Source organism: Actinoplanes sp. NPDC051411 (assembly GCF_040682075.1).
Classification (GTDB): Bacteria; Actinomycetota; Actinomycetes; order Mycobacteriales; family Micromonosporaceae; genus Actinoplanes.
On the sequence record NZ_JBFBAD010000138.1, the window covers coordinates 1 to 26,456 of the forward strand.

Annotated in this window: 23 protein-coding genes and 1 pseudogene; 10 read left to right on the forward strand and 14 right to left on the reverse strand. The window is 70.8% G+C overall.

Going from position 1 to position 26,456, the window contains the following annotated elements:
- Positions 1–306 (forward strand): acyl-CoA dehydrogenase family protein (locus AB0M88_RS44415; protein WP_364112724.1); only part of this gene is annotated, 306 nt, incomplete at its 5' end.
- Between the two features lie 10 nt (positions 307–316).
- On the opposite strand, the gene AB0M88_RS44420 is transcribed toward AB0M88_RS44415, so the two are convergent.
- Positions 317–955 carry a TetR/AcrR family transcriptional regulator gene (locus AB0M88_RS44420; RefSeq protein WP_364112726.1) on the reverse strand — a complete coding sequence of 213 codons (639 nt, stop codon included), beginning with the start codon at positions 953–955 and terminating at the stop codon, positions 317–319.
- Between the two features lie 87 nt (positions 956–1,042).
- On the opposite strand from AB0M88_RS44420, the gene AB0M88_RS44425 reads away from it, so the two are divergent.
- Positions 1,043–2,386 (forward strand): nucleotide disphospho-sugar-binding domain-containing protein, encoded by a 1,344-nt coding sequence (locus tag AB0M88_RS44425; RefSeq protein ID WP_364112728.1) that lies wholly within the window; start codon positions 1,043–1,045, stop codon positions 2,384–2,386.
- Here the strand turns inward: AB0M88_RS44425 and AB0M88_RS44430 are convergent.
- Positions 2,378–3,259 carry an alpha/beta hydrolase gene (locus AB0M88_RS44430; RefSeq protein ID WP_364112730.1) on the reverse strand — a complete coding sequence of 294 codons (882 nt, stop codon included), beginning with the start codon at positions 3,257–3,259 and terminating at the stop codon, positions 2,378–2,380. The two genes, AB0M88_RS44425 and AB0M88_RS44430, sit on opposite strands and share 9 nt — an antisense overlap.
- A gap of 83 nt (positions 3,260–3,342) precedes the next feature.
- Here AB0M88_RS44430 and AB0M88_RS44435 point away from each other — a divergent pair, with 83 nt between their 5' ends.
- Positions 3,343–3,864 (forward strand): CGNR zinc finger domain-containing protein, encoded by a 522-nt coding sequence (locus AB0M88_RS44435; RefSeq protein WP_364112732.1) that lies wholly within the window; start codon positions 3,343–3,345, stop codon positions 3,862–3,864.
- A 5-nt stretch (positions 3,865–3,869) separates the two neighbouring features.
- Positions 3,870–4,418 carry an NAD(P)H-dependent oxidoreductase gene (locus AB0M88_RS44440; protein ID WP_364112734.1) on the forward strand — a complete coding sequence of 183 codons (549 nt, stop codon included), beginning with the start codon at positions 3,870–3,872 and terminating at the stop codon, positions 4,416–4,418.
- Here the strand turns inward: AB0M88_RS44440 and AB0M88_RS44445 are convergent.
- The gene (locus tag AB0M88_RS44445) at positions 4,415–5,806 is read right to left on the reverse strand and encodes a PLP-dependent aminotransferase family protein (RefSeq protein WP_364112736.1); all 1,392 of its coding nucleotides are present in this window, start codon (positions 5,804–5,806) and stop codon (positions 4,415–4,417) included. The genes AB0M88_RS44440 and AB0M88_RS44445 overlap by 4 nt on opposite strands.
- A gap of 47 nt (positions 5,807–5,853) precedes the next feature.
- Here AB0M88_RS44445 and AB0M88_RS44450 point away from each other — a divergent pair, with 47 nt between their 5' ends.
- Positions 5,854–7,629: an MFS transporter gene (locus AB0M88_RS44450; RefSeq protein WP_364112738.1), complete on the forward strand. Its 1,776-nt coding sequence runs from the start codon at positions 5,854–5,856 to the stop codon at positions 7,627–7,629.
- Positions 7,630–7,788: 159 nt separating this feature from the next.
- On the opposite strand, the gene AB0M88_RS44455 is transcribed toward AB0M88_RS44450, so the two are convergent.
- The 4 genes from AB0M88_RS44455 to AB0M88_RS44470 form a co-directional block, all read right to left on the reverse strand.
- A complete protein-coding gene (locus AB0M88_RS44455; protein ID WP_364112740.1) occupies positions 7,789–8,340 on the reverse strand; it encodes a carboxymuconolactone decarboxylase family protein in 552 nt (183 codons plus the stop codon).
- Positions 8,341–8,865: 525 nt separating this feature from the next.
- Complete coding sequence (locus AB0M88_RS44460; RefSeq protein ID WP_364112742.1) at positions 8,866–9,489, reverse strand: response regulator transcription factor; 624 nt, start codon at positions 9,487–9,489, stop codon at positions 8,866–8,868.
- A 1,623-nt stretch (positions 9,490–11,112) separates the two neighbouring features.
- Positions 11,113–11,763 carry a response regulator transcription factor gene (locus tag AB0M88_RS44465; RefSeq protein ID WP_364112744.1) on the reverse strand — a complete coding sequence of 217 codons (651 nt, stop codon included), beginning with the start codon at positions 11,761–11,763 and terminating at the stop codon, positions 11,113–11,115.
- Entirely contained in the window at positions 11,760–12,884 is a 1,125-nt protein-coding gene (locus AB0M88_RS44470) for a sensor histidine kinase (RefSeq protein WP_364112746.1), read from the reverse strand. Before AB0M88_RS44470 ends, AB0M88_RS44465 begins: the two co-directional genes overlap by 4 nt.
- A 110-nt stretch (positions 12,885–12,994) precedes the next feature.
- Between AB0M88_RS44470 and AB0M88_RS44475 the strand changes: the two are divergent.
- The 3 genes and pseudogenes from AB0M88_RS44475 to AB0M88_RS44485 all read left to right on the forward strand — a co-directional run.
- A pseudogene (locus tag AB0M88_RS44475) lies at positions 12,995–13,624 on the forward strand (ATP-binding cassette domain-containing protein); the annotation flags it as partial.
- Positions 13,625–13,683: 59 nt separating this feature from the next.
- Complete coding sequence (locus tag AB0M88_RS44480; RefSeq protein WP_364112748.1) at positions 13,684–14,427, forward strand: ABC transporter permease subunit; 744 nt, start codon at positions 13,684–13,686, stop codon at positions 14,425–14,427.
- Between the two features lie 151 nt (positions 14,428–14,578).
- On the forward strand, positions 14,579–15,547 hold the full coding sequence (locus AB0M88_RS44485) for a class I SAM-dependent methyltransferase (protein ID WP_364112750.1): 969 nt from the start codon (positions 14,579–14,581) through the stop codon (positions 15,545–15,547).
- Positions 15,548–16,060: 513 nt separating this feature from the next.
- Here the strand turns inward: AB0M88_RS44485 and AB0M88_RS44490 are convergent.
- Positions 16,061–20,803, reverse strand: coding sequence for a diguanylate cyclase (locus tag AB0M88_RS44490; RefSeq protein WP_364112752.1), 4,743 nt, complete (start codon positions 20,801–20,803; stop codon positions 16,061–16,063).
- A gap of 70 nt (positions 20,804–20,873) precedes the next feature.
- Positions 20,874–22,214 carry a DHA2 family efflux MFS transporter permease subunit gene (locus AB0M88_RS44495; RefSeq protein ID WP_364112754.1) on the reverse strand — a complete coding sequence of 447 codons (1,341 nt, stop codon included), beginning with the start codon at positions 22,212–22,214 and terminating at the stop codon, positions 20,874–20,876.
- A gap of 72 nt (positions 22,215–22,286) precedes the next feature.
- On the opposite strand from AB0M88_RS44495, the gene AB0M88_RS44500 reads away from it, so the two are divergent.
- Positions 22,287–23,036 carry a TetR/AcrR family transcriptional regulator C-terminal domain-containing protein gene (locus AB0M88_RS44500; RefSeq protein WP_364112756.1) on the forward strand — a complete coding sequence of 250 codons (750 nt, stop codon included), beginning with the start codon at positions 22,287–22,289 and terminating at the stop codon, positions 23,034–23,036.
- A gap of 21 nt (positions 23,037–23,057) precedes the next feature.
- Positions 23,058–23,702, forward strand: coding sequence for a TetR/AcrR family transcriptional regulator (locus AB0M88_RS44505; RefSeq protein ID WP_364112758.1), 645 nt, complete (start codon positions 23,058–23,060; stop codon positions 23,700–23,702).
- A 4-nt stretch (positions 23,703–23,706) separates the two neighbouring features.
- Here AB0M88_RS44505 and AB0M88_RS44510 read toward each other — a convergent pair whose 3' ends face one another.
- The 5 genes from AB0M88_RS44510 to AB0M88_RS44530 all read right to left on the reverse strand — a co-directional run bounded on the left by AB0M88_RS44510 (position 23,707) and on the right by AB0M88_RS44530 (position 26,214).
- Complete coding sequence (locus tag AB0M88_RS44510; RefSeq protein ID WP_364112760.1) at positions 23,707–24,156, reverse strand: SitI3 family protein; 450 nt, start codon at positions 24,154–24,156, stop codon at positions 23,707–23,709.
- Between the two features lie 11 nt (positions 24,157–24,167).
- Positions 24,168–24,602, reverse strand: coding sequence for a hypothetical protein (locus AB0M88_RS44515; RefSeq protein ID WP_364112768.1), 435 nt, complete (start codon positions 24,600–24,602; stop codon positions 24,168–24,170).
- 217 nt (positions 24,603–24,819) lie between these two features.
- A complete protein-coding gene (locus tag AB0M88_RS44520; RefSeq protein ID WP_364112762.1) occupies positions 24,820–25,524 on the reverse strand; it encodes a WXG100 family type VII secretion target in 705 nt (234 codons plus the stop codon).
- Complete coding sequence (locus AB0M88_RS44525; RefSeq protein ID WP_364112764.1) at positions 25,521–25,835, reverse strand: hypothetical protein; 315 nt, start codon at positions 25,833–25,835, stop codon at positions 25,521–25,523. Before AB0M88_RS44525 ends, AB0M88_RS44520 begins: the two co-directional genes overlap by 4 nt.
- Complete coding sequence (locus tag AB0M88_RS44530; protein ID WP_364112766.1) at positions 25,828–26,214, reverse strand: YbaB/EbfC family nucleoid-associated protein; 387 nt, start codon at positions 26,212–26,214, stop codon at positions 25,828–25,830. The genes AB0M88_RS44525 and AB0M88_RS44530 overlap by 8 nt, the downstream gene beginning before the upstream one ends.
- Positions 26,215–26,456: the final 242 nt, after the last annotated feature.

Sequence of the window (26,456 nt, forward strand, 5' to 3'; positions counted from 1 at the left end):
ATTCAGTTCATGCTGGCCGACATGGGCATGAAGCTCGAGGCGGCCCGCCAGCTGACCTACGCCGCGGCGGCCAAGAGCGAACGCGGCGACGCCGATCTGACCTACTTCGGCGCCGCCGCCAAGTGCTTCGCCTCGGATGCCGCGATGGAAATCACGACCGATGCGGTCCAGCTGCTCGGCGGCTACGGCTACACCCGTGACTACCCGGTCGAGCGCATGATGCGCGACGCCAAAATCACCCAGATCTACGAGGGCACCAACCAGGTCCAGCGCATCGTGATGGCGCGCCAGCTTTTGAAGGACTGATCGCGGCGGATCATCGTTTGAGGAGGGTGTCGTGGGCCGCCCGGACGATGAACTCCGTGTACTGCTGGGGTGATCGGCCGTCGAGGTGGACGAACCGGACGTAGCTCTCGACGCTGGTGATGACGCAGCACGCCTCGACGAGGTCGTCGAAGGGGACGTCGGTGCGTAGCCAGCCACGGTCGGCGACCAGGCGCAGCGCCTGTTCGACCTGCCTGCGGATGCCGGCGAGCCGGTCGAGAAGGTGGCCCCGCAGTTCCGCGTCGCCGTGGGCCGCACCGGTGACCGCGGTCCAGACGCCGGCCACCGGTTCGTTTATCGCCAGCATGGTCGTTCCGAGGAACGCGGCGAAGCCGTCCGGGTCACGCAGCTCGGTGAGTGCCTGGCCGACGTCGGTGGCGAACAGGTCGATGTCGCCCTCGACGCCGAACGTCGCCACCTCTACGGCGGCCCACATGAGGGCCGATTTGGGGCCGTGGCCGCGCACCGTTTCGATCGACACGCCGGCCCGCTCGGCGATCTGCGCGAACGTCGCGGCCTGGTAGCCGTTCCGGCTGAACACGTCGCCCGCGGCCGCGACGACTCGTCGCCTGGTCTCGGCCGCCTGGCGCTGCCGCAGTTCCGACCGGTACACGCGTCCCTCAGCCGGCATATTGACTACCATCCCATACAGATGAATACTTGCCTACGGTAGCGAACTTAGCTGATCACAGCGGCGTACGCCTTCCGGGGGTCACTCATGTCGTCTGTCCTGATCGCGGCCGTGCCCATTCACGGCCATGTCATGCCGCTGCTTCCGGTGGCGCGGCACTTCGTTCGGCGGGGCGACCGGGTGCGGTTCCTCACCGGGTCGCGGTTCGCCGGAGTCGTCGCGGCGACCGGGGCCGAATATCTGGCCCTTCCGGCCGAGGCCGACTTCGACGACCGGCAGGATTGGAACGAGACCTATCCCGAACGCGCCGGGCGCAAGGGCACCGGGGCCGTCGCTCACGACATCGAGCACATCTTCGTGCGCCCCGGCCTGGCCCAATACCGGAGTCTGAGGGCAGCGCACGCCGCTGAGCCGGCCGACGCGGTGCTGACCGATCCGGCCTTCATCGGAGGCGCGTTCCTCCTCGGACATCCAGCCGGAACCAGGCCGCCGGTGGTCATGTGCGGCATCTGCCCGCTGCCGATGGCCAGCCGGGACGCCGCGCCCTTCGGCATGGGGCTGACCCCGCTGCGCGGCCCGGCCGGTCGGCTGCGCAACGCCACGCTCACCCTGCTCACCGGCCGGATGGTGTTCGCCGCGCCGCAGCGGATCGCCGACCAGATCTTCCGTCGGTTGCACGGCCGTCCGATCCCGTTCGCGGTGCTCGACTGGCCACGGCATGCCGACGCGATCGGGCAGTTCACCGTGCCGCAGTTCGAGTACCCGCGGTCCGACGCCCCCGCCGGCCTGCACTTCGTCGGACCGATCTGGTCCGCCGCCGCGCCGGCACCGCTTCCCCCGTGGTGGCCCGAACTCGACGGTTCACGACCCGTCGTCCATCTCACCCAGGGCACCCTGGCCAACCGCGACTTCGGCCAACTCGTCGGGCCGGCGCTCGACGCGCTCGCCGACGAAGACGTCCTGATCGTGGTGGCGACGGGCGGCCGGCCCCTGACCACCCTGCCGCCGCTGCCGGCCAATGCCCGCGCGGCGGAATACCTTCCGTACGACGAGCTTCTCCCCAAAACTGATGTGTACGTCACCAACGGTGGCTACGGCGGTGTGCAACAAGCCCTGCGCCACGGCGTGCCGATCGTGGCCGCCGGGCGGCACGAGGACAAGCCCGAGGTCATCGCCCGCATCGCCTGGTCCGGTGTCGGACGCCGGATCAGGTCCGCGAATCCCCGGCCCGCGGCCGTACGCCGGCACGTTCGCGCGGTCCTCAACGACGACCGATACCGGCAGGCCGCACGCCGGATGGCCCAGCACATGGCGGCCACCCGTGGCCCCGACGACCTCGCGGAAATCGTGGACGCCCTGATTCGCGGGCCCGGCGTTGCTCCATCCCCGCCCGCCACGACGCGGTCGCCCACATCGGGGAACTCACCTTGAGCTGGATGACTCCGCGGCTTGCTGGAGGAAAGGCCGGATCAGTGCGGCCACCTGGTCGACGGCCGACTCGAGGAGGAAGTGGCCGCCGTCGAGCAGGTGGATCCGGGCGAGGGGCAGGTCGTCGGCGAAGGCGTGCGCGCCGTCCGGGCCGAAGATCTCGTCGCCGCGGCCCCAGACCGCGAGCAGCGGCACCTGCGACTCGCGGAAGTATTTGTGCACGCTCGGGTAGAGCGGCACGTTGGTGGCGTAGTCGGAGAACAGCGCCAGCTGGACCAGGTCGTTGCCCGGGCGCGAGACCAGCGCGTAGTCGTGCTCCCAGGTGCTCGGGTCGATCAGGGTCTCGTCCGGGGTGCCGGTCAGGTACTGCCAGCGGATCGCCTCCATGGTCAGGGCCTGCCGGGCTCCGGCCTCGGTGGTCTCGTTGGGGTCCTGCTGGTAGGCGAAGACGCCGGACCAGAAGCTCTCGACGAAGCCGGCCTCGTAGGCGTTGCCGTTCTGCGTGACGATCGCGGTGACCGCGGCCGGGTCACGCAGCGCCAGCCGCCAGCCGATCGGGGCGCCGTAGTCCTGGACGTAGAGCGCGTACCGGTCGACCCCGAGCTGGGCGAGCAGCCCGGCGGTGAGGTCGGTGAGCGCGTCGAAGGTGTAGGTGAACTCGTCGACCGTGGGCCCGTCGGACAGGCCGAATCCGAGATGGTCGGGCGCGATCACGTGAAAGTCGTCGGCCAGCAGCGGTATCAGTGTGCGGAACATGAACGAACTGGTCGGGAAGCCGTGCAGCAGCACGAACGCCGGCTTTCCCGGGTCGCCGGCCTCCCGGTAGAAGAGCCTGCGGCCGTTGACCGTCGCGTACCGGTGATGGATCCCGGTCATGCCTAACCCCCTAAGAGTGTTTTGACAGTTAGATTGAACAGGCTTCGTGTTAACCTGTCAACCGGCTATAGGGGGTTAGATTGATGGCTGAACGTGACGAGGCGGTTCTGCTGGCCCTCCTCAACAGCGCGCCGACGAGCGATGGCGTGCGACTCGACCCGTTCGACGAGGACGACTCGGCCCAGGCGTGGCTCGCCGAGCACGACCTGGACGTGCCGGTCGCCGACCGCGAGATGCTGCGCGGCGGCCGCGACCTCCTTCAGGCGGTCGCCCGCGGACAGCAGACCCCGGCGGCCCTGACCGTCATGCTCGACGGCGTCGTGTCGCGTCCCGGCTTCGCCGGCGACGATCTGATCTGGACGCTCGGCCTCGACGGGGGCGGCGACCTCACCGGAGGGCGCGCGGTGCTCGTGCCCGCCGCGCTGGCTCTCGTGCGGCTCCACGTCACGCGGCCCGGCCGGTTGCGCCCGTGCGCCAACGACGAATGCACGCTGTTCCTGCTCGATCGCAGCAAGACCAACAGCGCCCGCTGGTGCTCGATGGCGGTCTGCGGCAACCGCCTCAAAGCGCGCCGCCATCACGAGCGGACCCGCCAGAACGGCTAGCCGGTGTGGTTGCGGTCGTAGAAGCGCCGGGCGCTGACCAGCAGGGCGCATGGGACGCGGCCCGGGTCGTGTTCGACCAGTTCGCCGCCGCCGACGCGTACCTGTTCGCGGTTCCGATGTGGAACTCGGGGATCCCGTACGTCCTCAAGCAGTGGATCGACGTGATCACCCAGCCCGGCTGGGTTTTCGGATTCACCCCCACCGAGGGTTACACCGGTCTGATCCACGGCAAGAAGTCCGCGGTCATCTACACCAGTGGCGTGTATTCGCCGGGGGTGCCGCTGGCGTTCGGAGCTGACTTCCATGCCAGCTACTTCAGCGACTGGCATCGCTTCGCCGGGATCACCGACGTCACCGAGATCCGGTGGCAGCCGACCGTTCTCACCGCCACGCCCGATGCCGACCGGGGCGCGGCGATCCAGCGGGCGGCGGAGGCCGGAAGCAAATTCTGGACCCGCTCGGCCGCGACTGCCCGTGACCGCCGGAGGCGACCTGGATGCCGGTGGCTGGCCGGCCCGGCGCACACCCAGGTTGTCTCCGGGCGCGGCCGCTAGACGGATGTGGTGTGAGTCGCCCGCAGCACCTCGGCGAGGGCGTCGAGAGTGCCGTCCCAGGCGCTGTCCGAGACGGCCGAGAAGTTGACGACCAGGGCGTCTCGATCAGACATCGCGTCATGGCGGAACTCGGCGAGGCTGCTGATTTTCAGCCCTCGCCGGGCCGCGGCCCGCAGCGCCGGCTCCTCGGTTCCCGGTGGGAGTTCGAGGACCGCCTGCAGACCGGCCGCCATGCCGGTCACCCGGACCTCGGGGGCGGCGCGGCCCAGGGCGGCGATCAGCTGTTCGCGCCGCCGCCGGTAGGTCTGCCGGCGGCCGCGTACGTGCCGGTCGAACGCGCCCGAGGTGATGAACTCGGCCAGGGTGAGCTGGTCGAGCACGCTGACCGTCTCGACGCGTCCCTTGGCCGCCGCGACGTCCGGGAGGAGGGGTCCGGGCGTCACCATCCAGGCCACGCGCAGGGCCGGAGCGATGGATTTGCTCGCGGTGCCGAAATACACGACCCGGTCCGGGTCGAGGCCCTGCAGGGCGCCGACCGGCTTGCGGTCGTAGCGGAACTCCCCGTCGTAGTCGTCCTCCAGGATCAGCCCGCCGGTGGTGCGGGCCCAGTCGAGTACGGCCGCACGCCGTTCGGCGGAGAGGGCGAACCCGGTCGGGAACTGATGCGCGGGCGTCAGCAGTACGGCCGCGACGTCGCGCAGCTCGCCGACGCGTGCCCCGTGTTCGTCGACCGGAATCAGCGGGACTTCCAGGCCGGCGTCGGCCAGCAGTGCCCGATAGAGGTCGAGACCGTACGCCTCGACGGCCACCGCCCGGCCGCCCCGGGCCTTGAGGGCGTGGGCGATCAGCGACAGTCCATGGTGGAATCCGGAGCAGATGACGATGCGGCCGGGGTCGGACGAGACGCCCCGCACCCGGGAGAGGTAGTCGGCCAGGGCGGTGCGGAGCTCCGGCCGGCCGAGGGGATCGCCGTAGCCGAAGGCGCCGTGTGGTGCCGAGTCGAGGGCGCGGCGGGCGGCGGCCAGCCAGGGCGCCCGCGGGAACGACGCGAAGTCTGACGCACCGGGCATCAGAGCCTCCGCCGGCCTGGGCGTTGGCCGGCGCGGCGGCTGAACGGCGGCGGTGGCCCGGCGCGCCACCCGGGTGCCGGAGCCCTGCCGGGCCGTCAGCCAGCCCTCGGCCACCAGTTCGGCGTAGCTTTCGGTCACGGTGCTTCGGGAGACCCCGAGGTCGGCGGCGAGGGCGCGGGAGGCGGGCAGGCGGCTGCCCGGCGTCAGGCGCCCCGAGCGTACGGCGTCGCGCAGCGCATCGGTGAGCCCGGCGCGCAGCCCGGTGCCGCTCAGCACGAGGTGCAGGTCGGCACCGGAATTGGTCTGCGATTCCGGCATAGAAGTGGACTCTACCTCCATGCCATTCGGCTCGTAGCGTCGTTGGCATGACGACAAAGTCCCTGGCCGGCGCGGCCCTCGCGTTCAACAGCCTCTATCTCGCGGCGGGTGCCCTGACCCCGCTGCTGGTGGTCTACCGGCGGCAGTGGGACTTCGCGCCGGTGCTGCTCACGGTGGCGTTCGCGGCGTACGCGATCGGCTTCCTCGCCGCCGCACTCACCCTCGGGTCACTCTCCGACCATCTGGGCCGGCGGCCGGTCCTGATCGGCTCGCTCGCCGTCCAGCTCGTGTCGAACCTGATGTTCCTCTTCGCCTCCGACGTCGGCTGGGTCATCGCGGGCCGGGTCGTGCAGGGCGTGGTCAGCGGCGCCGCGACGGCGGCCTTCACCGCGGTGCTGGTCGAGCTCTCGCCGGCCCGCCGCAAAGGGCTCGGCCCGATCCTCGGCAGCGTCGGGCTCACCGGCGGCCTGGCCCTCGGCTCCCTGCTCGCCGGCCTGGGCATCCAGCTCACGGCACATGCCAACACGATCGCGTTCGTCACACTCAGCGTGCTGACCGTGGCCGGTGCACTCGCGATCCTCGCCGCGCCCGAGACGATCAGCCCCCGCCCGGGCGCGCTCCGGGCGCTGATCCCCGACGTCGCGATCCCACCCGCGGCCCGGGCCGAGTTCTTCGCCGCGGCACCCGTGGTCGCCGCGGTCTGGATGCTCGCCGGGCTCTCCGGGGGGCTGGCCCCGAGCATGGTCCAGACCGTGTTCCACCGGGACAGCGGCCTGCTCGACGGCCTCGCCGGGTTCATCGCGCCCGCGGTCTCGGTGATCGTCGGACTGTCGTTCGCCCGGGTCCGGCCGCGAACGGCGATGAGCATCGGCATCTACGCGTCGATCGCCGGGTCGCTCGGCATCATCGGCGGCGCCGCCTCCGGCCACCTGGTCGCGATGTTCGCCGGGCAGGCGGTCGCTGGCCTCGGCTTCGGCGCCGCGTTCACGGCCGCGCTGGGCCTGGTCATCCCGCTGGCCGACGCGCATCAGCGCGCCGGAGTGGTCGCCGGAATCTACGTCGTCTCCTACCTCGGGCTGGGCGTGCCCGTGGTCGTCGCCGGAGCCCTCACCGACTCGCTCGGCGTCGTGCCGACCGTCGGCTGGTACAGCGCGGTCGTCGTAGTTCTGGCCCTCATCAGCCTGGGCGCCCAGAGGCGCCTGGGGAAACGAAACATCAGAAAGGAAGGTACGCAGATGAACCGTCGCGTGTTCCTGGCCGGGGCGTCCGGTGTGCTCGGCCAGCGGCTGATTCCGTTGCTGGTCAAGGAAGGTTACGTCGTCGGAGGCATGACCCGCTCGGCCGGCAAGACCGAACTGCTGCGCCACCTCGGCGCCGAACCGATCCTCTGCGACGTCTTCGACCGGGACGCCCTGATCCGGGCGGTCGCCGACTTCGCGCCCGACGTGATCCTCAACGAGCTCACCGATCTGCCCGACGACGTGACGAACATCGGCGCCCACGCGGAACGCAACGCCCGCATCCGTACGGAAGGAAACCGCAACCTGATCGCCGCGGCCCGCCGAAGCGGGTCGGCCAAACTCCTGGCGCAGTCGGTGGCGTGGCAGCTGCCCGACGGACCGGACGCGCGAGCGGTGACCGAATTGGAGCGGTCGGTGCTCGCCGAGGGCGGCGTGGTTCTGAGCTACGGCCAGTTCTACGGCCCGGGAACCTACAACGAGGACCAGATCCCGGCGGACCCGCGGGTCCAGATCGACCGCGCGGCCGAGCGGACGGTCGAGGCACTCGACGCGCCTTCCGGCGTCGTCGTCATCACCGACTGATTGTCGGTCGGGGAGGGGGCCACATCGGCCCCCTTTTTCCGTACGCGGTAAGCAGTCGCCGCCCGCGCGACGCGGTTGACCGGGGTCGACGGCGATCAGCGCGTCAGCTCCCTCGCGGCCGGGCCGGTCGTGCCGCGGCGGCGAGGGAGCGGGGATGCGTCAGGCCGCGTGCGCGTGCGGGGTGACGACCGGGAAGTCGTTGTCGACGCCGGTGAGGATGTTGAAGTAGTTGGTGAGGACGTTCAGCGCGATGTGCGCGATCACCTCGGCGATCTCGGCATCGCTGACACCGGCGCCCCGGGCGGCCTCCAGCACGGCGTCGTCGACGGTGCCGCGGCCCCGCATGATCGCGTCCGACAGGGCCAGCAGCGCCGCGGCGTGCTGATCGCCCGACTTGCCGTCGCGGGCGAGGGCAAGCTCGGCGTCGTCCAGCTTGGCGACCCGGCCGCCGATGAACGTGTGGGCGGACAGGCAGTATTCACACCGGTTGTACTCGGCGGTGGCGATGGCCAGCCGCTCGCGGACCGCCGGGGGAAGCACGCCGCCGCCGAGGGCGCCGGAGAGCGCCAGGTAGCCCTTGAGCACGGCCGGATTGATCGCCATCACCTTGGCCATGTTCGGCGTGGACCCCATCGCCTTCTTCGTCTCGGCCAGCACCTCGGCCGCCGGGCCGGTGGCGGTGGCCGGGTCTACGGGGGTGAATCCAGTCATGGCACACATCCTTGAGCTAATGGTTATCGTCGTTCCTGCCATTAGAACGGTGCAAGATTTCTCGACGCTTGTCAACGCTTGTGAGGTGATTAACCATTAGGCGATCCGCGCCTGGGTGTTCAGCTGCCCGGCCGCGTACGGGAGGCTGACCGAGCGGGCACCGCGGCGAGGGGGCCCTGGCGGCCGCCCAGGCGCCGCCGTGCTCAGCCTGCCGCGCCTCCGGCGTCTTGCCCTGTCGAGCCTGCTGTGCCTCCGGCGTCTTGCCCCGCCCAGCCAGGGTGAAGATCGGAAAGTCCGGGGGCAGGATGCCGTCGAGGGCCCGCATCAGTCCTGGGTGCCTTCAGCCGAGTGGATGGCGCGGTCGGTCCGGCGATCTCGCCACGACCGGTCACCTGGGCGCGCTCAACACCACGTTGCACGCCGGCATCGCCGCACTCTTCGTCTTCGTCGGGCTTGCCTGCCCGACGGCCTCATCGGCTTCCGCGGCCTCCCGGGCGACGCGCCGCGGCCCTCTGAGTCAACAGATCAGATCCACCCCGCGTCCCGGGCGATGCGAACGGCATCGACCCGGGTGCGCGCGTTCAACTTGGCGGTGATGGCGGTCAGATTGTTGCGGACGGTCCCGATCGACAGATGCAGCATCGACGCGATCTCGCCCGCCGAGTGGCCGTGAGCCGTCTTGGTGAGGATCTCGGCCTCGCGCGGCGACAACGGGCTGACGTCGCGCTGATTGAGTGCGGCCAGCGCGATCTGCGAATCGACCACCCGGCGCCCGGCCGCCACCTCGCGTACCGCCGTCGCCAGGGTGGCCGGCGGCGATCCCTTGAGGATGAAGCCGGTGACCCCGGCCTCGATGCTCCGTTGCAGCATTCCGGGTCGCTCGACTCCGGTGAGAATGAGCGTGCGGCAGGTCGGCACCTGTTCATGCAATTGACGGGCCGCGCTCAACCCGTCGAGGCCCGGCAGATCGGCGTCGATGATGGCGACCTGCGGTTGATGGGTCAGGGCCGCGGCGAGAATCTTGTCACCCCGCGACAGTTCGACCACGACCTCGAAATCGGGCTGTAAATGCAACAGCGCGACCAGCGCGCCGCGGATCATGTGAACATCTTCGGCGAGCAATATCTTCACTGGGGTGGATACCAACATGACCTCCTTCCGCTGAAGGTGAGCCAGGTGGCAACGTTGTCAGTCGAGACCTCCATGGTGGTGGATACGATACGGCTACCCGCGACGTAGGCGTGTCGGAATGTTGACCGCGCAACAAAATCTTCCTACCGCAGGCGCGCGTCTGGCTCGACGGTGAGCATCGTGCGGATTCGCTGCCGTCGACTCGGCCGGACAACCGTTCGATGATCGGGTGCAGGCGGAATATCCGCAGCTCACCGCCGATTCCGCGGTGCAGCGCAGATGCCTGTCGCGGTCGATCCGGCTGCTCCGCGCGGCCTCCCGGGTGTCCTGGAGCGCGCCTACCTCGATGCTCGGCAGGGGTCGACCCCCGCGACAGGTCGAGGGTCACACCGGGCAGTTCGCCATGCGTTGTTCGCCGTCCGTGGACGCCCGGTGCCCTCGGTGATGAGTCGGTGCTGCCGGCGCCGAGGCTCAGCGAGTAGCCGCTGCGATGGGTCACCAGGATGTCCCGCTCGATGAGCCGGCGCGGACGGTTGTTCTCATCGAGTTCCTCAAATGGTCCGATCCTGGCCGCCAATTGAACCGGATTGAGAGCGAGAGGCGCGATCATTGGGCGGATTCGCCGCTCTCCGAACGATGAAGAACCGATCGTAGAATGCGGACGACGGCCCGGTAAATCGATTCGCATGATTCCTCCGGGCAAACGGAATGCCTCTCCTATCGAGAACAGCCGGCCGGCGATGGCGCGGATTGGTCCTCCGGTCGATCAGCGGCCCACGTCAGCACCTCGTGTAGCCGCGCGGCCCGCGATGGGAACGCTTCGTCTCGGGCGCAGAAACGCCCGCCCGGCCGACGCGGAAGTCTCACGCACGCAGGTTCAACAGCGGGCGCGAACGGGTCGTCGACGCAGCTGAAGGCAGTCGGCGGCCGGACGCCACCACCTCGAAATCAGCCCCGACACTTCACAGGAACCGCGCCCGGGACTCCGGCACCTCGCCGATCCGGGCCCGCGGTCCGCGGTCCGCCCAGACTGCGCGGGTTGGTGAACAACGTCTCTTCGTCCAATGTGGTCAATGGCGCCGGCCTGGTGAAGACGAGAGTGAGCGGCGCCCGATTCTTATCCATCAGGGGGCGTTGTAGAGAATCGCGCTGCAGTAACGCCGGTGGAGGCACTACTTCGCGGAGGCTCCGAGATCTTCCACCGGATGGGCCGAGAACAACCGGCACGAAAGACCGAAAGCCGAACTCGAAGGCTCCGACGTTGAAGCGCCAACCTCGCCGAGCGCGAGCCGGCCGTCGTGCCAGGCGCCGCCAAGTAGCGACCGTCCAATCAGGATGATCGCCCGGGCAGCCGGGGCCAGGGCGTCCACGGCCACGGGAATCGACTACTCGTTCGGCCGGCCCGACCCGGATGTGATCAAAGCCGACGGGACACTGGACCTCGACGAGGCACGGCCGGCCGATCGTCTCATCGGCGGCCCGATGCCTAGGGACCGGCCGCCGTAGATGAGCGCCCACTCGTGTGGCTCGGCAAATGCCCAGTCGCGCACCGCGTGCCCCGCCGCGAGTCAGCGGCCGAGTCCCGATTCCGCCTTCCCGGCGGCGCTGACGCGATGTGCCACGTCGCGGTCGCCGAACTCCCTAGCGTCGCCGCTCGACCAGCCCCGACTCGTAGGCGACCATCACCAACTGGGCCCTGGTCTGCACACCGACCTTGGTCAGCAGGTGTCCGATGTGGGTCTTCACCGTGGTCGGGCCGACGTGGAGACGGTCGCACAGCTCGGCGTTGGTCAGGCCGCGAGCGATCAGCACCAGCACCTCCCGTTCGCGGACGGTCAGCCCGGACAGCTCCACCGGCACCGTCTCGGCCGTGGGCAGCTGGGCGAACTCGTCGATCAGCCGCCGGGTCACGCTCGGCGCGAGCAGGGCGTCTCCGGCGGCGACCACCTCGACCGCCCGCAGCAGCTCGCCTGGCGCGGTGTCCTTGAGCATGAAACCGGAGGCCCCGGCCCGCAACGCGGCGAAGACGTAGGCGTCGAGATTGAACATGGTCAGGATCAGGATGCGCGCGCCGACGGGGGACGAGCAGATCCGGCGGGTCGCCTCGATGCCGTCCATCTCGGGCATGCGCACGTCCATGAGCACGACGTCGGGCCGCTCCCGTTGGGTCACGTCGACCGCCTCGACTCCGGTGCAGGCCTCGCCGACCACCTGCATCCCGGCGGTCTCCAACAACACCCGGAAACTGCCACGCAACAGGGCCTGGTCGTCGGCCACCACGACCCGGATCACGCGGGCTCCCGGGCGTACGGGATAAGCGCGCTGACCCGGAAGCCGCCCTCCGGCCGTGGCCCCGCGTCGAATGTGCCGCCGTAGGCGGCGATGCGCTCGCGCATGCCGACGAGGCCGTGCCCACCGGGGCCGGCCGATCGCGAGACGCAGGCGGGCGGCCCCTCGTCGCAGACTTCGACCCGCACCCCGGCCTTCTCGGCGGCCACGGTGACCGAGCAGCGGGTCGGCGCGGCGTGCTTCACCACGTTGGTCAACGCCTCCTGGACGATCCGGAAGACCGGCAGCTCCAACGTCGGAGGCAGCCGCTCGGCGTCCGACACGACCAGCTCGACGACGACGCCGGCCGCGGTGACCTGCCGGGCCAGCGTCGGTAGCGCGGCCATGCCGGGAGGCGCGGTCTCGTCGCCCTCTCCGGTGCGCAGCACGTCGAGCAGGTGCCGCATCTCGGCCAGTGCGCCCTTGCTGGTCGTCTCGATGGCCTGCAACGCGTCGCGCAACTCCTCGGGCCGCTTCTCGGCGACATGCACCGCGACCGCGGCCTTGATCGCGATGACGCCCATGCTGTGGGCCACGCTGTCGTGCAGCTCGCGGGCGATCCGCAGGCGCTCCTCGGCGACCGCGCGCTCGGCCGCCTGCTCGGCCGCCCGCGCGGCCCAGATGCGGCGGTCGCGCACGATCTGCCCGATCGTCCAGCCGCCGGCCAGCGTGAGCAGGAACAGGGCGATCAGCTGCGGTCGGCCGGCCCACCAGCCCGGTGCGTCGCGTGGTGTGCCGGCGAGCGTCAGCGCCCCGAGCGCTCCGAGGCTGACCAGCGCGGCCGTGACGAGACGGACCTTGCGGGGGCGCGGGGTGAGGGCCGAGAGGTGGAACATCGCATAGGCCGTGGCGAAGACCGGGGCGCGCACCAGGTCGAGCACGCCCCAGGCCAGGGAGGCGGCCAGCACCACGCCGCAGATCGCGCGTGGCCACAGGCGGAAGGCCGCGATCGGAAGGCCGGAAGCGGCCGCGAGCAGGCACGCCGCGACGCCCTGGCGGCCGGCGATCGCGATCGAGAGGAACACGACGGTCGCGAGCGCGGCGGCCAGGGAGTCAAGCGCGATCAGATGCTTCCGGCGCAACACGAGCCCACCGTAGCCAGCGCGAGCCGAAAGCTCGTCCTACCCAGGGAGGAGCGAATTTCTCGGACCACGGGCCGATGCGCCCCCGATCCCGTCCCGGAAGCCTGGTCGCCATGATTCAGGTGCAAGGCGTGTCCAAACGTTACGGTGCGGTCCGGGCGGTCGACGGGCTGTCCTTCACGGTCCGACCGGGCCAGGTCACCGGGTTCCTCGGCCCCAACGGCGCCGGCAAGTCGACCACGATGCGCATGATGCTCGACCTCGACCGTCCGACCGCGGGTGAGATCCTCATCGACGGCAGGCCCTATCACCGGTTCCGCGACCCGCTGACCCACGTCGGCGCGCTGCTCGAGGCGACCGCCGTCCATCGCGGCCGCACTGCCTATCATCACCTGCAGTGGCTCGCCCAGAGCAACCGGATCGGCCTCGAACGGGTGCGCGAGGTCCTACGCATGGTCGGCCTCGATGGCGTGGCCGGGCGCCGGGTCAAGGGCTTCTCGCTCGGCATGCACCAGCGGCTCGGCCTCGCCGCGGCGCTGCTCGGCGACCCGCCGGTCCTGCTGCTCGACGAACCGGTCAACGGCCTCGACCCGGAGGGCGTGCGATGGCTGCGCGACTTCCTGAGGGCCCTCGCCGCCCAGGGCCGCACAATCCTTGTCGCGAGCCATCTGATGAGCGAGATGGCGATCACCGCCGACCACCTGATCGTGATCGGCCACGGCCGGCTGCTCGCCGACACCCCGCTCGCCGGGTTCGTGAGCGACGGCTCGTCCCTGGAAGACGCCTATCTGCGGCTCACGCGATGACCGCGGTCCTGCGAGCGGAGTGGACCAAGCTGCGCACGATCCGATCCACGGTGTGGTTGCTGGTGCTCACCTTCGTCATCAGTGTCGGGCTGGCCGCGGCCAGTGGCTTCTCGGTGCGCCAGGCCTATCAGAGCGGCAACGCGGCGATGGTCCGCCCCGACTTCGACCCGGTCTATTCCGGCTTCGTCGGGTTGCTCTACGGCCAACTGGCCCTCATCGCGTTCGGCGCGCTGCTGGTCACCACCGAATACAGCAGTGGCACCATCCGGGCCACCATCGCCGCGATTCCGCGGCGCTTCCGGGCGTACGCCGGAAAGCTGCTCGTCGGCGGCGGCACCGCCCTGGTCGTGGCCTTAGCCACCGCCGTCGTTTCGTGGCCGGTCAACCAGGCCGGCCTCGGACCGTACGGCGTCTCGATCGGCACGCCCGGAGTGCCCCGGGCGATAGTCGGCGCGGCTGTCTATCTCACCCTCGTCTGCGCCCTGTCGGCCGGTGTCGGTGCGCTGCTGCGCAATTCGGCCCTGACTCTGGGCATCCTGATCCCGCTGTTCTTCATCATCGGCCCGATCCTGAGTCGCCTACCGGGCGTCAGCGAGGCGGCCCGGTTCCTGCCCGACCAGGCCGGTCTTCAGATCATGGCGGTCGGCGCCCGTGGCCTGACACCGTTACAGGGCCTGCTGGTGGTGCTCGGGTGGACCGTCGTGGCGCTCACCGCCGGATATCTCCGGTTGAGGAGGTGATCGATAGATTGGGCGGTCGACAAGCGACGGCGGTTTGGCGGCTGGCGACGATCCCTCGGCCAGGTTCCACAACACGACCTGGCATGACGACGACGGGCTGAACTCTGGCCGCGGCCAGACGTCTAATCGAGTGACGACACGGGGAGGATCGATGGACACGAACCAGATCAAGGAGTGGTCGGCCGGGGCGCAGGCGGTGTCTCTGCTGGGCGCGGCGCACGAGCACGGCTGGATCGACTTCCTTGCCGAGTCACGCGACGTGGCGGCGCTGGCCGGATTCAGCGGCTTGCCGGTCGAGCGGACCCGCGCGGTGCTGGAGGCGCTCGCCGGAATCGGGGTCGTCGAGTCGAAGGACAACGAGTTCCGGCTCGCTCCGGCCTACGCGGCGACGATGTCGCCCGACGCGCCGTTCTCGATGGGTGATCTGCTCGCCGAGGCCCGCATGATGCGCCGGGTGGTCGCGCAGGCCGTCGAGGGGCCGTTGCCCGCCCCCGACGAGAGCGACGCCCTGGTCGTCGCCGACGCCTACGGCCTGCGACCGACCCAGACGGCGATCGGCCTGTTCGGCCAGTTGCTCGAGGCGTTGCCCGAGTTCGCCGGGCTGCTGCCCAACGGCCGTTACATCGATGTCGGCTGCGGGGTGGCCGGTTTCCTGCTGACCTGCGCGCGCACCTACCCGACCATGCGCGGCGTGGGCGTCGAACTGGTGGCCCCGGTCGCGGCCGAGGCGGAGCGCCGGGCCAAGGAACTCGGCGTGTCCGACCGGGTGGAGATCCGCTGCATGGACGCCCGCGACCTGCCGGACGAAGACGCGTTCGACTCCGCGTTCTGGGCGCAGCCGTTCTTCCCCGAGCCGGTGCGAGCCGACACCCTGGCGGCGATTTTCCGAGCGCTCAAGCCGGGAGCGCCGCTGGCCATGCAGGAGATGGAGCGCCAGCCGGACGACCCGGCCGAGCGGGCCGCGTTCGCGCTCCGCGAGCTGGTCTTCACTGGCTGGGGTGTGCCGTTCGCCCGCAGCGCGGAGGCTCTGACCGCCGAGGCGACCGACGCTGGCTTCGTGCTCGACCGGATGGGAGACACCCCGTTCGGCCGCCTGGTGATCGTCCGCAAGCCGAGCTGACCGAGCGCTCATCCGCAGGCTGGTGGCCGGCCGAGCGCCCATCCGCAAGCCGGGGGTGGGCGAGCGCTCAAGCCTGGGCCGGCCGAGCGCCCATCCACGAGCGCCGGGTCTGGGCGAGCGTCCATCACCGAGCCGGGGCGGCCGAGCGTCCATCACCGGGCCGGGGCCGAGCTCGCTCGCGACGGCAGCGACGTCGGCGCCTACGGCCGCTAAGGGTCCTTCTCGACACCGAGAATCGGTGCCTGGAAGGGAGTTCCGGCTCCGAGGTCCCTCCGGCGGTGGCCGAGCGCCCATCACCGAGTCGGGGGCGGCCGAGCGGGCGATCTCCAAGCCGAACCAACCCGGGGCGGCCACCCGCCAGCCGGGCCGACCCCAGCCGGGCCGACGGCCAGCCGGGCCGACCGGCGGCCGACCGACCGGCGGCTGGACCGCCACGGGGGCGGGCTGGCCGCCGACGCGCTGGCCGCAGAGCCGGGAACGCGCCGGGCCCCCGACGAACCAAGGTCGGTGCGATCAGGACGTGCCGGCCGGGGTGACCAGGCCGCCGCAGCAGCGGACCTGGTTGCGGCCGTTTTCCTTTGCCTCGTAGAGGGCCGCGTCGGCGTCCGCGGTGAGGTCGGCGACCGTGCGTCCGGCCCCCGGCACCTCGCATGCCACGCCGATGCTGACCGTGACCAGCCCGCCCGGGGCCGCCGGGTGGGGCTGGTTCAGGGCGTGCACCGCCCGCTGGATCCGTTCGGCGATCTCGACTGCGGCCGCGCGGTCGGCGCCCGGCAGCACGACCGTGAACTCTTCGCCGCCGTAGCGGGCGACCAGCCCCGAGTCGGGCACCATGCGGGCGATCGTGCGGGCGACCGTGCGCAGGCAGCCGTCACCCGCCGCGTGGCCGAGCCGGTCGTTGTAGAGCTTGAAGTGGTCGATGTCGATCATGGCGATGGCGAGGGTGGAGTCGGTGCCGAACGTGGTCTGCCAGGCCAGTTCCATTTCCACGTCGAGGCGGCGCCGGTTGGCGATGCCGGTCAGCGGGTCGGTGCCGCTGAGGATCTCCAGCTGGGCGTTGGCCAGGCGCAGTTGTTCGGTGCGCTCGGTCACCTTCTGTTCGAGCGACGCGTACAGGGCCGCGTTCTCCATCGACACGACGAGTTGGCTGGCGATGATGCGTACCGCGTCGAGTCGGTCCTCGGTGAACGTGCCGCGCCACAGCCGGTTCTCGAGCACGAGCATCGCGCGGGGCGCCCCGTGGGACTGCACGGTCAGGGCGAGCGCCGCGCAGATGTCGAGCCCGTCCAGGTACGGGTCCTGGGTGAACCGTGGATCGTCGACCGCGTTGTCGAGCACCAGTGGTTCCCGGGTCCGCTCGGCGTAGCGGACGATCGACAGCGGCACGCTCGCCGAGCTGATCACCGTGCGGCCGTCGCTCCAGTCGGTTTCGCCGTCCTCCCTGGTCAGGAGGTGCACGCGGGTCGCGCCGGTGAGTGTGGTCAGGATTTCGACCACCCGGTGCCGTAGCTGGCCGAGGTTGGTTTCCGAGCTGAGCGCCCGCGACGCCTTGACCACCGCCATCAGGTCGACCGCCTCGGACGCGAAGCTGGTCGACGCTCCGATGCTGGCCGCGAACGCCGCCGTCCGGGTCGCCCGCAGGAACGGGAACTCCCGCTCCTGGGCGCCGACTTTGGCGTTGGCACCCCAGTCGTTCCACCGTTCCTGGGCGTCGCGCAGCAGCCGCTGGCCGAGGTATTCCATGCCCGAGGCGAGGTGGTACCGCGCCGCCCGTTCGGCGATGAACGCGTGCTGCCATGGCCGCCGGCGGCGGGCGACTTCGCGCAGGGCGGCGTCGAAGGTCGGTCCGGCCGCCGGGTCGCCTTCGGCCCACGCGCGTTCCGCGTCGAGGAACAGGGCCAGGTGGCGGAAGTTGGCCGGCGCGTCGACGGCCCGCGCGGTCAGCCATTCCCGGATCTCGTCGACCTCGTCGAAGCGGCGGGCGGACAGCAGCGCCATGCCTTGCACGAGGTGGGCCGTCGCCGTGCAGTAGTTCCCTTCGATGTAGGGCAGGTAGGAGGAGATGCCCGAGGCGTGCTCGACCAGCGCGGTGACGTCCCCGAACAGCATGGCGACGAGCCCGCTCGTGATGTGGTGGTAGGCGGCCGCCATCGGGTTGTCCAAAAAGTCCGAGAGGCCAGGAGGGTCGGCGGCACTGGACGCGGACAGGGCTCGCTGCAGGGAGTCGAAGGCCGCCATGATCGCGGCGTTCTGCTCGTTACCCACCTTGACGGTGAAAGCGGTGGCCCGGGTCAGCTCGGCCTGAAAAGCCGACAGCGTCGGCGCGCAGTCCAGCAGGGCCGGCACGGTCGTGTGCGATGTGAAGCAGGCGAACGCCAGGTCTCCACTGTGCACCAACTGCTCGTGCGCCTTCTTGGCCAGGTCGACGCTGTGTTCGACCGGTTCCGACCAGTGCGTCGTGCTCACCGAGGCGAGGAACCGGGCGACCGCGGTCTCCGAAATCCACCCCCGCGCCTCACCGATCGCCTCGACGTGCCGCAGCACCCGGTATCCGGTCCGGTAGTCGCCGCGGAACAGCACCGACGCCACGCCCGCGTGGGCCAGCGGGACGACCAGCGCCGCCGACGGGCCGTGCGACGTCCAGATCTGCTGGGCGGTTGCGATCAGCCGCACCATCGCCGTGTGGTCGCTGAAGAACGCCGCCGGCATCATCCGGGTGACGAGCAGGCAGGCGGCGACGGTGGCCGGCTCGGAGGCGTCCGGCCGGCCGAGGTCTGCGGCGGTCTCGAGGGAGGAGGCCCAGTCGCGCAGGTCATCGAGTCCGATGTGGACGTCGTCGAGACGTACGGTCACGCCGAGCCGGGACAGAAGATCCATTCCCAGGGCGAGGGCGTCGGCCGCCCGCCCGCGGACGGTCAGGCTCTCGATCTGTACGCCGCCCGGCTCGGCCAGCCCGACGGGATCGAGCCGGGCGGCCAGCTGTTGATAGAGCTCGTCGGCTTCGCCCGGGCGGCCCAGGCTGTAGAGCGCACGATGCCGGTCGATGAGCAGCCGGTCGAGGAGCGCGCTGTCGGTGCACAGGCCGACGGCGGCGGCCAGATATTGCTCGGCCACCGGGTAGTTGATCATGCGTAGGCCGGCCGCGGTCGCCCGGAACAGCTCGGCGATGTCGTGCCGCCGGGCGTGTTCGCGGACCAGGTCGGCCGCCGGAAGATATTGCTGGGCGGCCACTCCCGCGTATTCGGGCCGGCCGGAGAGCCGCTCGGCCAGAACCAGGTGCACGAGGCGGCGGGCTCGCGCGGGCAACAACGCGTACGCGGCCTGCTGGACCCGGTCGTGCCGGAAGCGGACCTCGTCCTCGCTGACCACCAGCAGCCCGTCTTCCAAAGCCGGCATCAGAAGCACCGAGATCTCGGCGTCGGTGACGTCGAGGGCGAGGCCGAGCAGGCCGAGTCCGGTTTCCCCGCCCAGCGCGGCCATCACCGTGAGCAGCCGTTGCGACGGCCTCGGCAGGCGGGCCAGGCGGGCGATCAGCAGATCGCCGATGTCACGGTCGCCGACCCAGTTCTGTACGGCCTGGGTGTCCCAGCTCCACCCCTCGTCGGAGGGGGTCAGCACCCCGCCCGTGCGCAGCCCGTTGACGAGCTCGACCGTGTCGAACGGGTTGCCTCCGGTGCGGGCCGCGATGGCCGTAGCCAGGTCGGCCGCCCGGGCCGCCGGCATCCGCAGGGTCTCCGCGAGCAGCGTGGCCAGGTCGTCCGGGGGAAGGTTGCGCAGGCACAGTTCGACCGGCGGCGGGTCGAGCCGCTGCCAGCGCGACAGCACCGCGGAGAGCGGATGCGCCGCGTCGACCTCCTCCTCCCGGTACGCCCCGATCAGGAACAGGCCCGGCAGGCCTTCGTCGGCCAGCAGCACCTCCAGGAACGCGATCGGCGTCGCGGCCGCCCACTGCAGGTCGTCGACGACCATGACCAGCGGACGGGCGGGCGAGACCACGACCCGGATCATCGCCAGCGCACCCTGGAACAGCCGGCCCTGGATCTCGGCCTGGTCGCCGCTCGGCTCCTCCGGTTCGACCTGCAGCAGCGGGCCGAGCTCGGGGATGATGCTCGCGACCAGCCCGGCGTTGGTGCCGAGCGCGGGGGCCAGCGCGGCCCGCAGGCGTACGAGATCGGCCTCGCTCTCGCCGAGCAGCAAGCGGACCAGCGCGCGCAGGGCCCCGGCGACCGCGTCCGAGGTCGGGTCCTGGCGGTACTGGTCGAACTTGCCGGTCACGAACCAGCCGCCGGCCGCGGTCACGACCTGGCGCAGCTCGTTGATCAGCACGGTCTTGCCGACCCCGGACGGGCCGCTGATCAGCAGCCCGCGCAGCCGGCCGGAGAGGGTGTCGTCGAACGCGGCCCGCAGCCGGGCGATCTCGGCGTCCCGGCCGACCAGCCGGGACGGCGCGACGAGGCGGGACGGGAAGTCGCGGGTGCCCAGTTCGAGGGTGGCCTCGCCGGCGTGGGCGAGGTCGTGGGCGCAGCCCTCGGCGCTCTGGTAGCGGCGGTCGGGCTCCTTTTCGAGCAGTCGCGCGATGATGTCGGCGAGGACCGGCGGGAATTCCGGGTTGAGGTCGGTGACGCGTTCCGGGCGGCGGGCCAGGTGGTCGTGCAGCAGGCGGAGCGGGTCGGTGCCGGTGAACGGCACTCGGCCGGTGACCATCTCGAACAGGGTGGCGCCCAGGGCGTACAGGTCGGAGCGCCGGTCGACCGCCCGGCCGGTGCGGCCGGTCTGTTCCGGCGCGAGATATGCGAGAGTGCCGACGACCTGGTTCTGATGGGTGAAGCCGGGCCGTTCCTCGGCCGCGGTGGTCGACAACTCGAAGTCGATCAGCACCGGCTCGTCGCCGTCGAGGATCACGTTGGCCGGGTTGATGTCCTTGTGCACCACGCCGGCCGCGTGCACGGCTCCGACGATCTTCGCCAGCCGGACGGCGATGCCGAGCATCCGCTCGATGTCCGGCTCCCCGGACCGGATCCGCTCGGCCAGGCTTTCGCGGCCGGCGTCGACCAGCAGCAGATCGGTGTCGGTCGGCGGCTGCCCGGCGAGGCGGGGCACGCCCTCGATGCCGCCGAGGCGCTCCAGGATCGCCTGCTCCCGGCGGCAGCGTTCGGCGGCGTCCGAACCGCGAAGCTCCTTCCGGATGACGCCCGGCATTCGCACAATGCGCGTGCGGGCGCTTTCGTAGAGCACTTCAACGTCGGCATCCGGCATCCGCGACCTCATCCTTCAGGAGAGCCTTTCGCCCTATCGGCACGCGGGCCCGGAAACTGAGAGAGCGTGTTCATGGCATCCTCAGCGCGGGCAGCAGCGACAGCGCGACAATGCCGAGCGCCCACCAGAAGCTGTGCGCGAAGGCGGTCGCCGGATCCTCCCGCCGGCCGAGCACCTGAAGCACGACGGCGAAGACGCCGGCCCCCAGTGCCGACCCGAGCCGGACCAGGATCGTCGCCGCCACGCTGGCGCCCGGGATCGCGTCCCTGGCCAGGTCACGATAGGCGCCGGCCATCACCAGCGGCGTCACCAGGCCATGGCCGAGGCCCATGACAAAAGCCGCCCCGAGGGGCACCAGCCAGGCGGTTCCCGCACCCATTCGCGTGTACGCGAGGAGGCCGCCGGCCACCAGCAGAATGCCCGTGATGCCGGGCCCCCGGGTGCCGAACCGCGCACTGATCCGCCCCGCCTGCGTCATCGTCAGAATCGCGCCGGCCCCGACCGGGGCGACGAGAAGGCCCGCTTCGAGGACGCCGCCGCCTCTCACCTGCTGGGCGTAGAGCGGAATGAGCAGCAGCGCCCCGAACATCGCGATCGAATAGCAGAAAATCACGCCGATCGCGGTCGCATAGGCCCTCCCTTTGAACAGCCGCAGGTCGACCAGTGCCCGCTCGCGCCGCCGCAGCGCGTGCCCGACGAACGCGGCGAGCAACAGCAACCCCAGGGCCTTGCCGGCGGTGCCGCCGCCGCTCAGGCCCCAGATCAGGATCGCCAGCCCGGGGGAGAGCAGCATCAGGCCCAGAACGTCCAGTCCGGCGTTCTCCTTCGTCTCGGGCTTTGTCACCGGCAGCAGGCGCACCGCCATGATCAGCGCGGCCGCGCAGACCGGCACGTTGATCAGGAACATCCAGCGCCACGACAGATGGTCGAGCAGGAGGCCGCCGAGAACCGGCCCGAGCATCGGCGCGAGCATGCCCGGAATCGACACCACGGCCATCGCCCTGGCCATCCGCCGCGGCCCCGCCGCCTGGGCCAGAATCGTCTGGGCGGCCGGCATCAGCAGCCCGCCGCCGACCCCCTGCACCACCCGGAACACGATCAGGCTGCCCGCCGACCAGGCCGCCCCGCACAGCACCGAACCCACGATGAACAGGCTCAACGCCGTCAACCACACCGCGCGCCCGCCGAACCGCCCGATCGCCCAGCCGGTGATCGGGATCGTCATCGAGAGCGCCAGCAGATAGCCGGTCAGTACCCACTGGATCGTGTCGAGCGAGGTGCCGAGGTCGCGGCCGAGCACGTGCACCGCCACGTTCACGATCGTCGAGTCGATCACCGTCATGATCGCGCCGAGCGCGACCACCAGCGAGACCCTCCTGAGGTCCGCTTCTTCCCGGGTTGCCGTCGTCATCATCGCCTCCCCGTACGCTGTAGCGGTTCACCGTACACCGTATCGCTTCTCGCTACGCTGTAAAGTGACGCCGTGGCTGAGCAGGGAAGCCGGGTCCCGGTGTGGGCCCGCGAGGACAACCGCCGGCGCACCACGTTGAGCCGCGAGGCGATCGTGGCCGCGGCGATCGCGATCGCCGACGCTGAGGGCATCGACGCGGTCTCGATCCGGCGGGTGGCGGCCGACCTCCAGGCGCGGGCGATGAGCCTTTACACCTACATCGAGCGCAAGGAAGACCTGCTCGACCTGATGGCCGACGAGGTTGCCACCGAGACCGTGGTGGCCGACCTGCCGTCCGGCTGGCGCGAGGCGACGCTCGCCCTGGCCCGTCAGGAGCGGCAGACCGCGCGCCGTCACCCGTGGCTGGTCGACCTGGTCACCCGGCGCTCGATGGTCGGCCGGGTCGGCCCCAACATGCTGCGGCACAGCGACCAGTCGGTGGCCGCGCTGGCCGGCCTCGACGCCGATCCGGCCTGGAAGTGGCGCCTGCTCACCGCGGTCGCCGACTACGGCACCGGCTTCGCGGTGCGCGAGGCCCGCGAACGCGAGGCGACCCGCAGCGGCCAGGGCGAGGCCCTCGAGCCCTATCTGCGACGCCTGATCGAGGGCGGCGACTACCCCCACCTGGCGCCGGTGATGGGCGCGGCCCCGGCCGGCGACGACAACTTCGAGCGCGGCCTGTCCTGGCTCCTCGACGGCTTCGCCCGCGAACTCGACGAGGACCCCTCGCCCGGTGCCTGGGCCGGGCCGCACCGGGCACCTCGACCGGCCCGACCAGCCTGATCACGCGGTTATGATCGGTCGATGAGCGGGCTGCCGTTGATCCTGGGAAATCCCCGGCCGGAGCGCGCCGACGCCGCCCGCAACCGCAGGCAGTTGCTGGCCACGGCGCGCGAGATGCTGGCCGAGTCGTGCCCCGAGCAGCTGACGATGGACGCGCTCGCCGAGCGTTCCGGCCTCGGCAAGGGCACGGTCTTCCGCCGCTTCGGCACCCGAGCCGGCATCTTCCAGGCCCTGCTCGACGAGTCCGAAAGCGACCTTCAGCAGCAGCTGCTCTCCGGGCCACCCCCGGTGGGCCCGGGCGCGGCGCCCCTCTCGCGCCTGATCGCGTACGGGCGGGCCCGCGTCAGCTGGCTCATAGCGAACCGTGACGTGGCCCGCTTCGCGCTCGACGGCCGGCGGCCGGTCCCGGGCGCCGACCAGACGCCGGTCTCCCTGATCCACATCCGCATGCTGCTCAGGCAGATGGATCTGGCCGGCCTCAACACCGACGTCCTGGCCGTGCAGTTGACCGCCGCCCTGGACGGCCCGCTCCTGCTCTACGTCTCGGGCGACGCCCTGGCCGACAACTCGACCACCGAGGCCCAGCTCGGCGACGCCTGGCAGCATCTGATCGAACGCGTCTGCCGCCCCTTCGCCGAGCGTCCACTGCAGATCGACGGGAACTGAGCCACTAATCGGGAAAGACCGCGTTCGATGCGGGATAGCTCGCCCACCAGTCGTCCCGGTGATGCTTGACCAACACTCCACCAAGTCGGCTCAACACCAGCAGATCGCCGTTGAGGACCAGGGACGCATCCTCATCTCCGGTCGCCAGCACCCGCCAGACAATCGTGAGCATGTTGACGATGGCCCACTCGCGGTCGGCGTCCTTGTCGATGCGAAAGCCGACCGCGACGTAGCTTTCTGGCTCCCATTCGAACAGGCCGTCATCCGACTCGGCCTCGACGTAGCCGTGCTTCGTCGCCAGCAGGGTGACAGTGAACCCGTGGCTCTCCCGCAGGTCGGCCGAGAGCACCGGGGCGATTTCGGGCGGCCTCTGCACCGGAACCGGCAGAGCTCTCACGGCCACCTGCTCGGCGGTGGTGTCTCCGGCCAGAGTTAATCCATACTCAATCGCCATCGCGCATGACCTCAATAGTTGTCCGGGTGGAGATCCAACTGGACGATATCGCCGCTCGGCGTGATCGCCTTGGCTTCCTTGAGCCCCGGGATCGGCCAGTCGGCGAATTGCTTCCTCAACGCCGACAGGTCTCCCGGCCAATCAGCCATGTTGATCACTACTCGTTGTGTCTGTCGCCGGGTGACGACCTTCACCCACACTTCGGACCAGACCCCGCGCACCTTTTTGACCGGGCTCGGCGAGTAGCAGTCGAATACGCGCCCCTCGACCAGGTAGTCCGGGTCGGATTCCGCCGAGCCGGTGTCGCCGGTGTTCAGCCGGGCCTGTGCGACTTCGGCCTTGGAAGGGTTCTGCCGCACCTGAAAGCCTTGGCCGGCCAGCGCCTCGGCCCCGGTGTTCTCCCGATACAGGGAGCGCTTCGTCTCAGCGTCCTCCTTCGGGCCGATTCGAGTCGGTGTCCCCGTGGGCCGTCCCCCCGGCGCCCCGCCCGCCTCCGTGACCCGGCGCGCGGAGTTGCCGGCCCGGCCGGACTCGGCGACGGCCGCCAGCGCGTCCTCGTTGGCGCGGACACTCTGGCCGCCCCCGACATGCCGATGAAGGCGCGGAGCCTCGGGCTCTTCCCCACCCGCGCCGTGCGTGCGCCCGTGACCCGGCATCGCCGCGTCAGCCCTCGAGCAGGGTTTTCAGGTTGGTGAGGCTGGTGATGAGGGCGCTGGTGTAACCCAGGATGCGGCCGGCCCACTTGACCACCGCCGACGCGATCTGGGCGGCCACGATCGGGATCGTGACGACCAGGAGGGATTCGCCGGCCCAGACGATGACCCGGGCGACCAGGTCGGCGATCAGGTCGCGGACGATGTCGCGGGTGAACGTGACCAGGTTGCCGGCGGCGGCGGTGGACGCGGACATGGTGGCGGCGAGCACGCTCAGGCCGTCCAGGGCGTCGACGTTGTTGGCCATCAGCGACTGGTAGGTGTCGGCGGCCGCGCCGTGCCAGTCGGGCAGGTCGGCTTGGAGCCCGGCCTGCAGGTCGGTGGCCATCGACTGGAGTTCGCCGGAGATGTTCTGCCAGGTGGCGGCGTGGGCGGCGACCCGGTCGGGGATGCCGGCCAGCTTGTCGAGCACCTCGCGCAGCGGCTGGAAGTATTCCATCGCCCAGCCGAGCCCGTTGGACAGCAGCGCGCTGAGCGGGTCGAGCGCCGTCGCCGTCGCCTCGACCGCGAACGACCCGCCGGCCAGCGCCTCGTCGACCCAGCTGCCGCCTTTGACCGACTGGTAGACGCCCTGGAAGCTGTCGGCCAAGGACGCCCCGGTGGTGCTGGTGCGATAGTTCGAGGAGACCGCGGCGACCAGCGGCGACGTCGTCACGGCGTGCCTCCGGCCTGGCGCAGCCGGCCGGCCGCCGCACTGTCCGTACGGTCGTAGTCGTCACCGGTCGCGGTCAGCGCGGAAGCGGCGAGGCGCAGATTCTCCTCGACGTACGCGAAAAGGGAATCCTGCCGGGCGTGCCGCTGCTCCAGGATGGCCGAGATCCAGCCGCACAACATCCCGTACGCCGCGGTGTCGGCGTTGATCGCCGAGCTCGCCCCCTTGATCGCACCGAACCGGTCCTGGACCGCTCCCAGCCTGGCCGCGTGGGCCCGAATTTGGGCCGCGTCGGCCGCGAAACCGTCAGTCATGGTTGAGCTGCCCGGCGATCCGTGCGGCGATGGCCTGGGCCGCCACCGAGTCGGGACCCATCGTCTCGACGATGATCTCCCGCGCCTGCCGCGCCGCCGAGGCCCGCGCCGACCGCATCGCCGACATCACCGCCTGCTCGACCACGGCCGGTGCCACCCGCTGGATGCGCGCGGTGAACCGGATGTCGACCAACCCGCCGTTGGTGTCGATGGTGACTTCGACCAGGTCGTTGTCGTCGGTGCCGTGCACCCGGAGCCGCCCGAGGCGGTCGCTCATCGCCTGGGTGTCGGCGGCCATCCGGTCGACCCGGCTCTTCCAGTCCCGCAGATGGGCCTGGGCGCCGTCCGGGTCGAGGATGTCGGGAGTCTCGATGGTCATCGCGTCCTCCAGCGGCGGATCGACCCGAGGCTATCAACGCCCCGCCACCGGTTTACGCCGCCGGACGGGTTGACTAGCGTCTTGGGGATGCGCGTGAAAGACCCAGGCCCCGCTCCGTCGGGGCGGCGCGGGGGGGGGGCGGGGGGCGGGGGGCGCCCCCCACCCCGACCCCCGCCCCAGCCCCGCCGCCCAACCCGGACGCCCACCCCTGACCCACCACACCCCGCGCGCGACCACCCCCC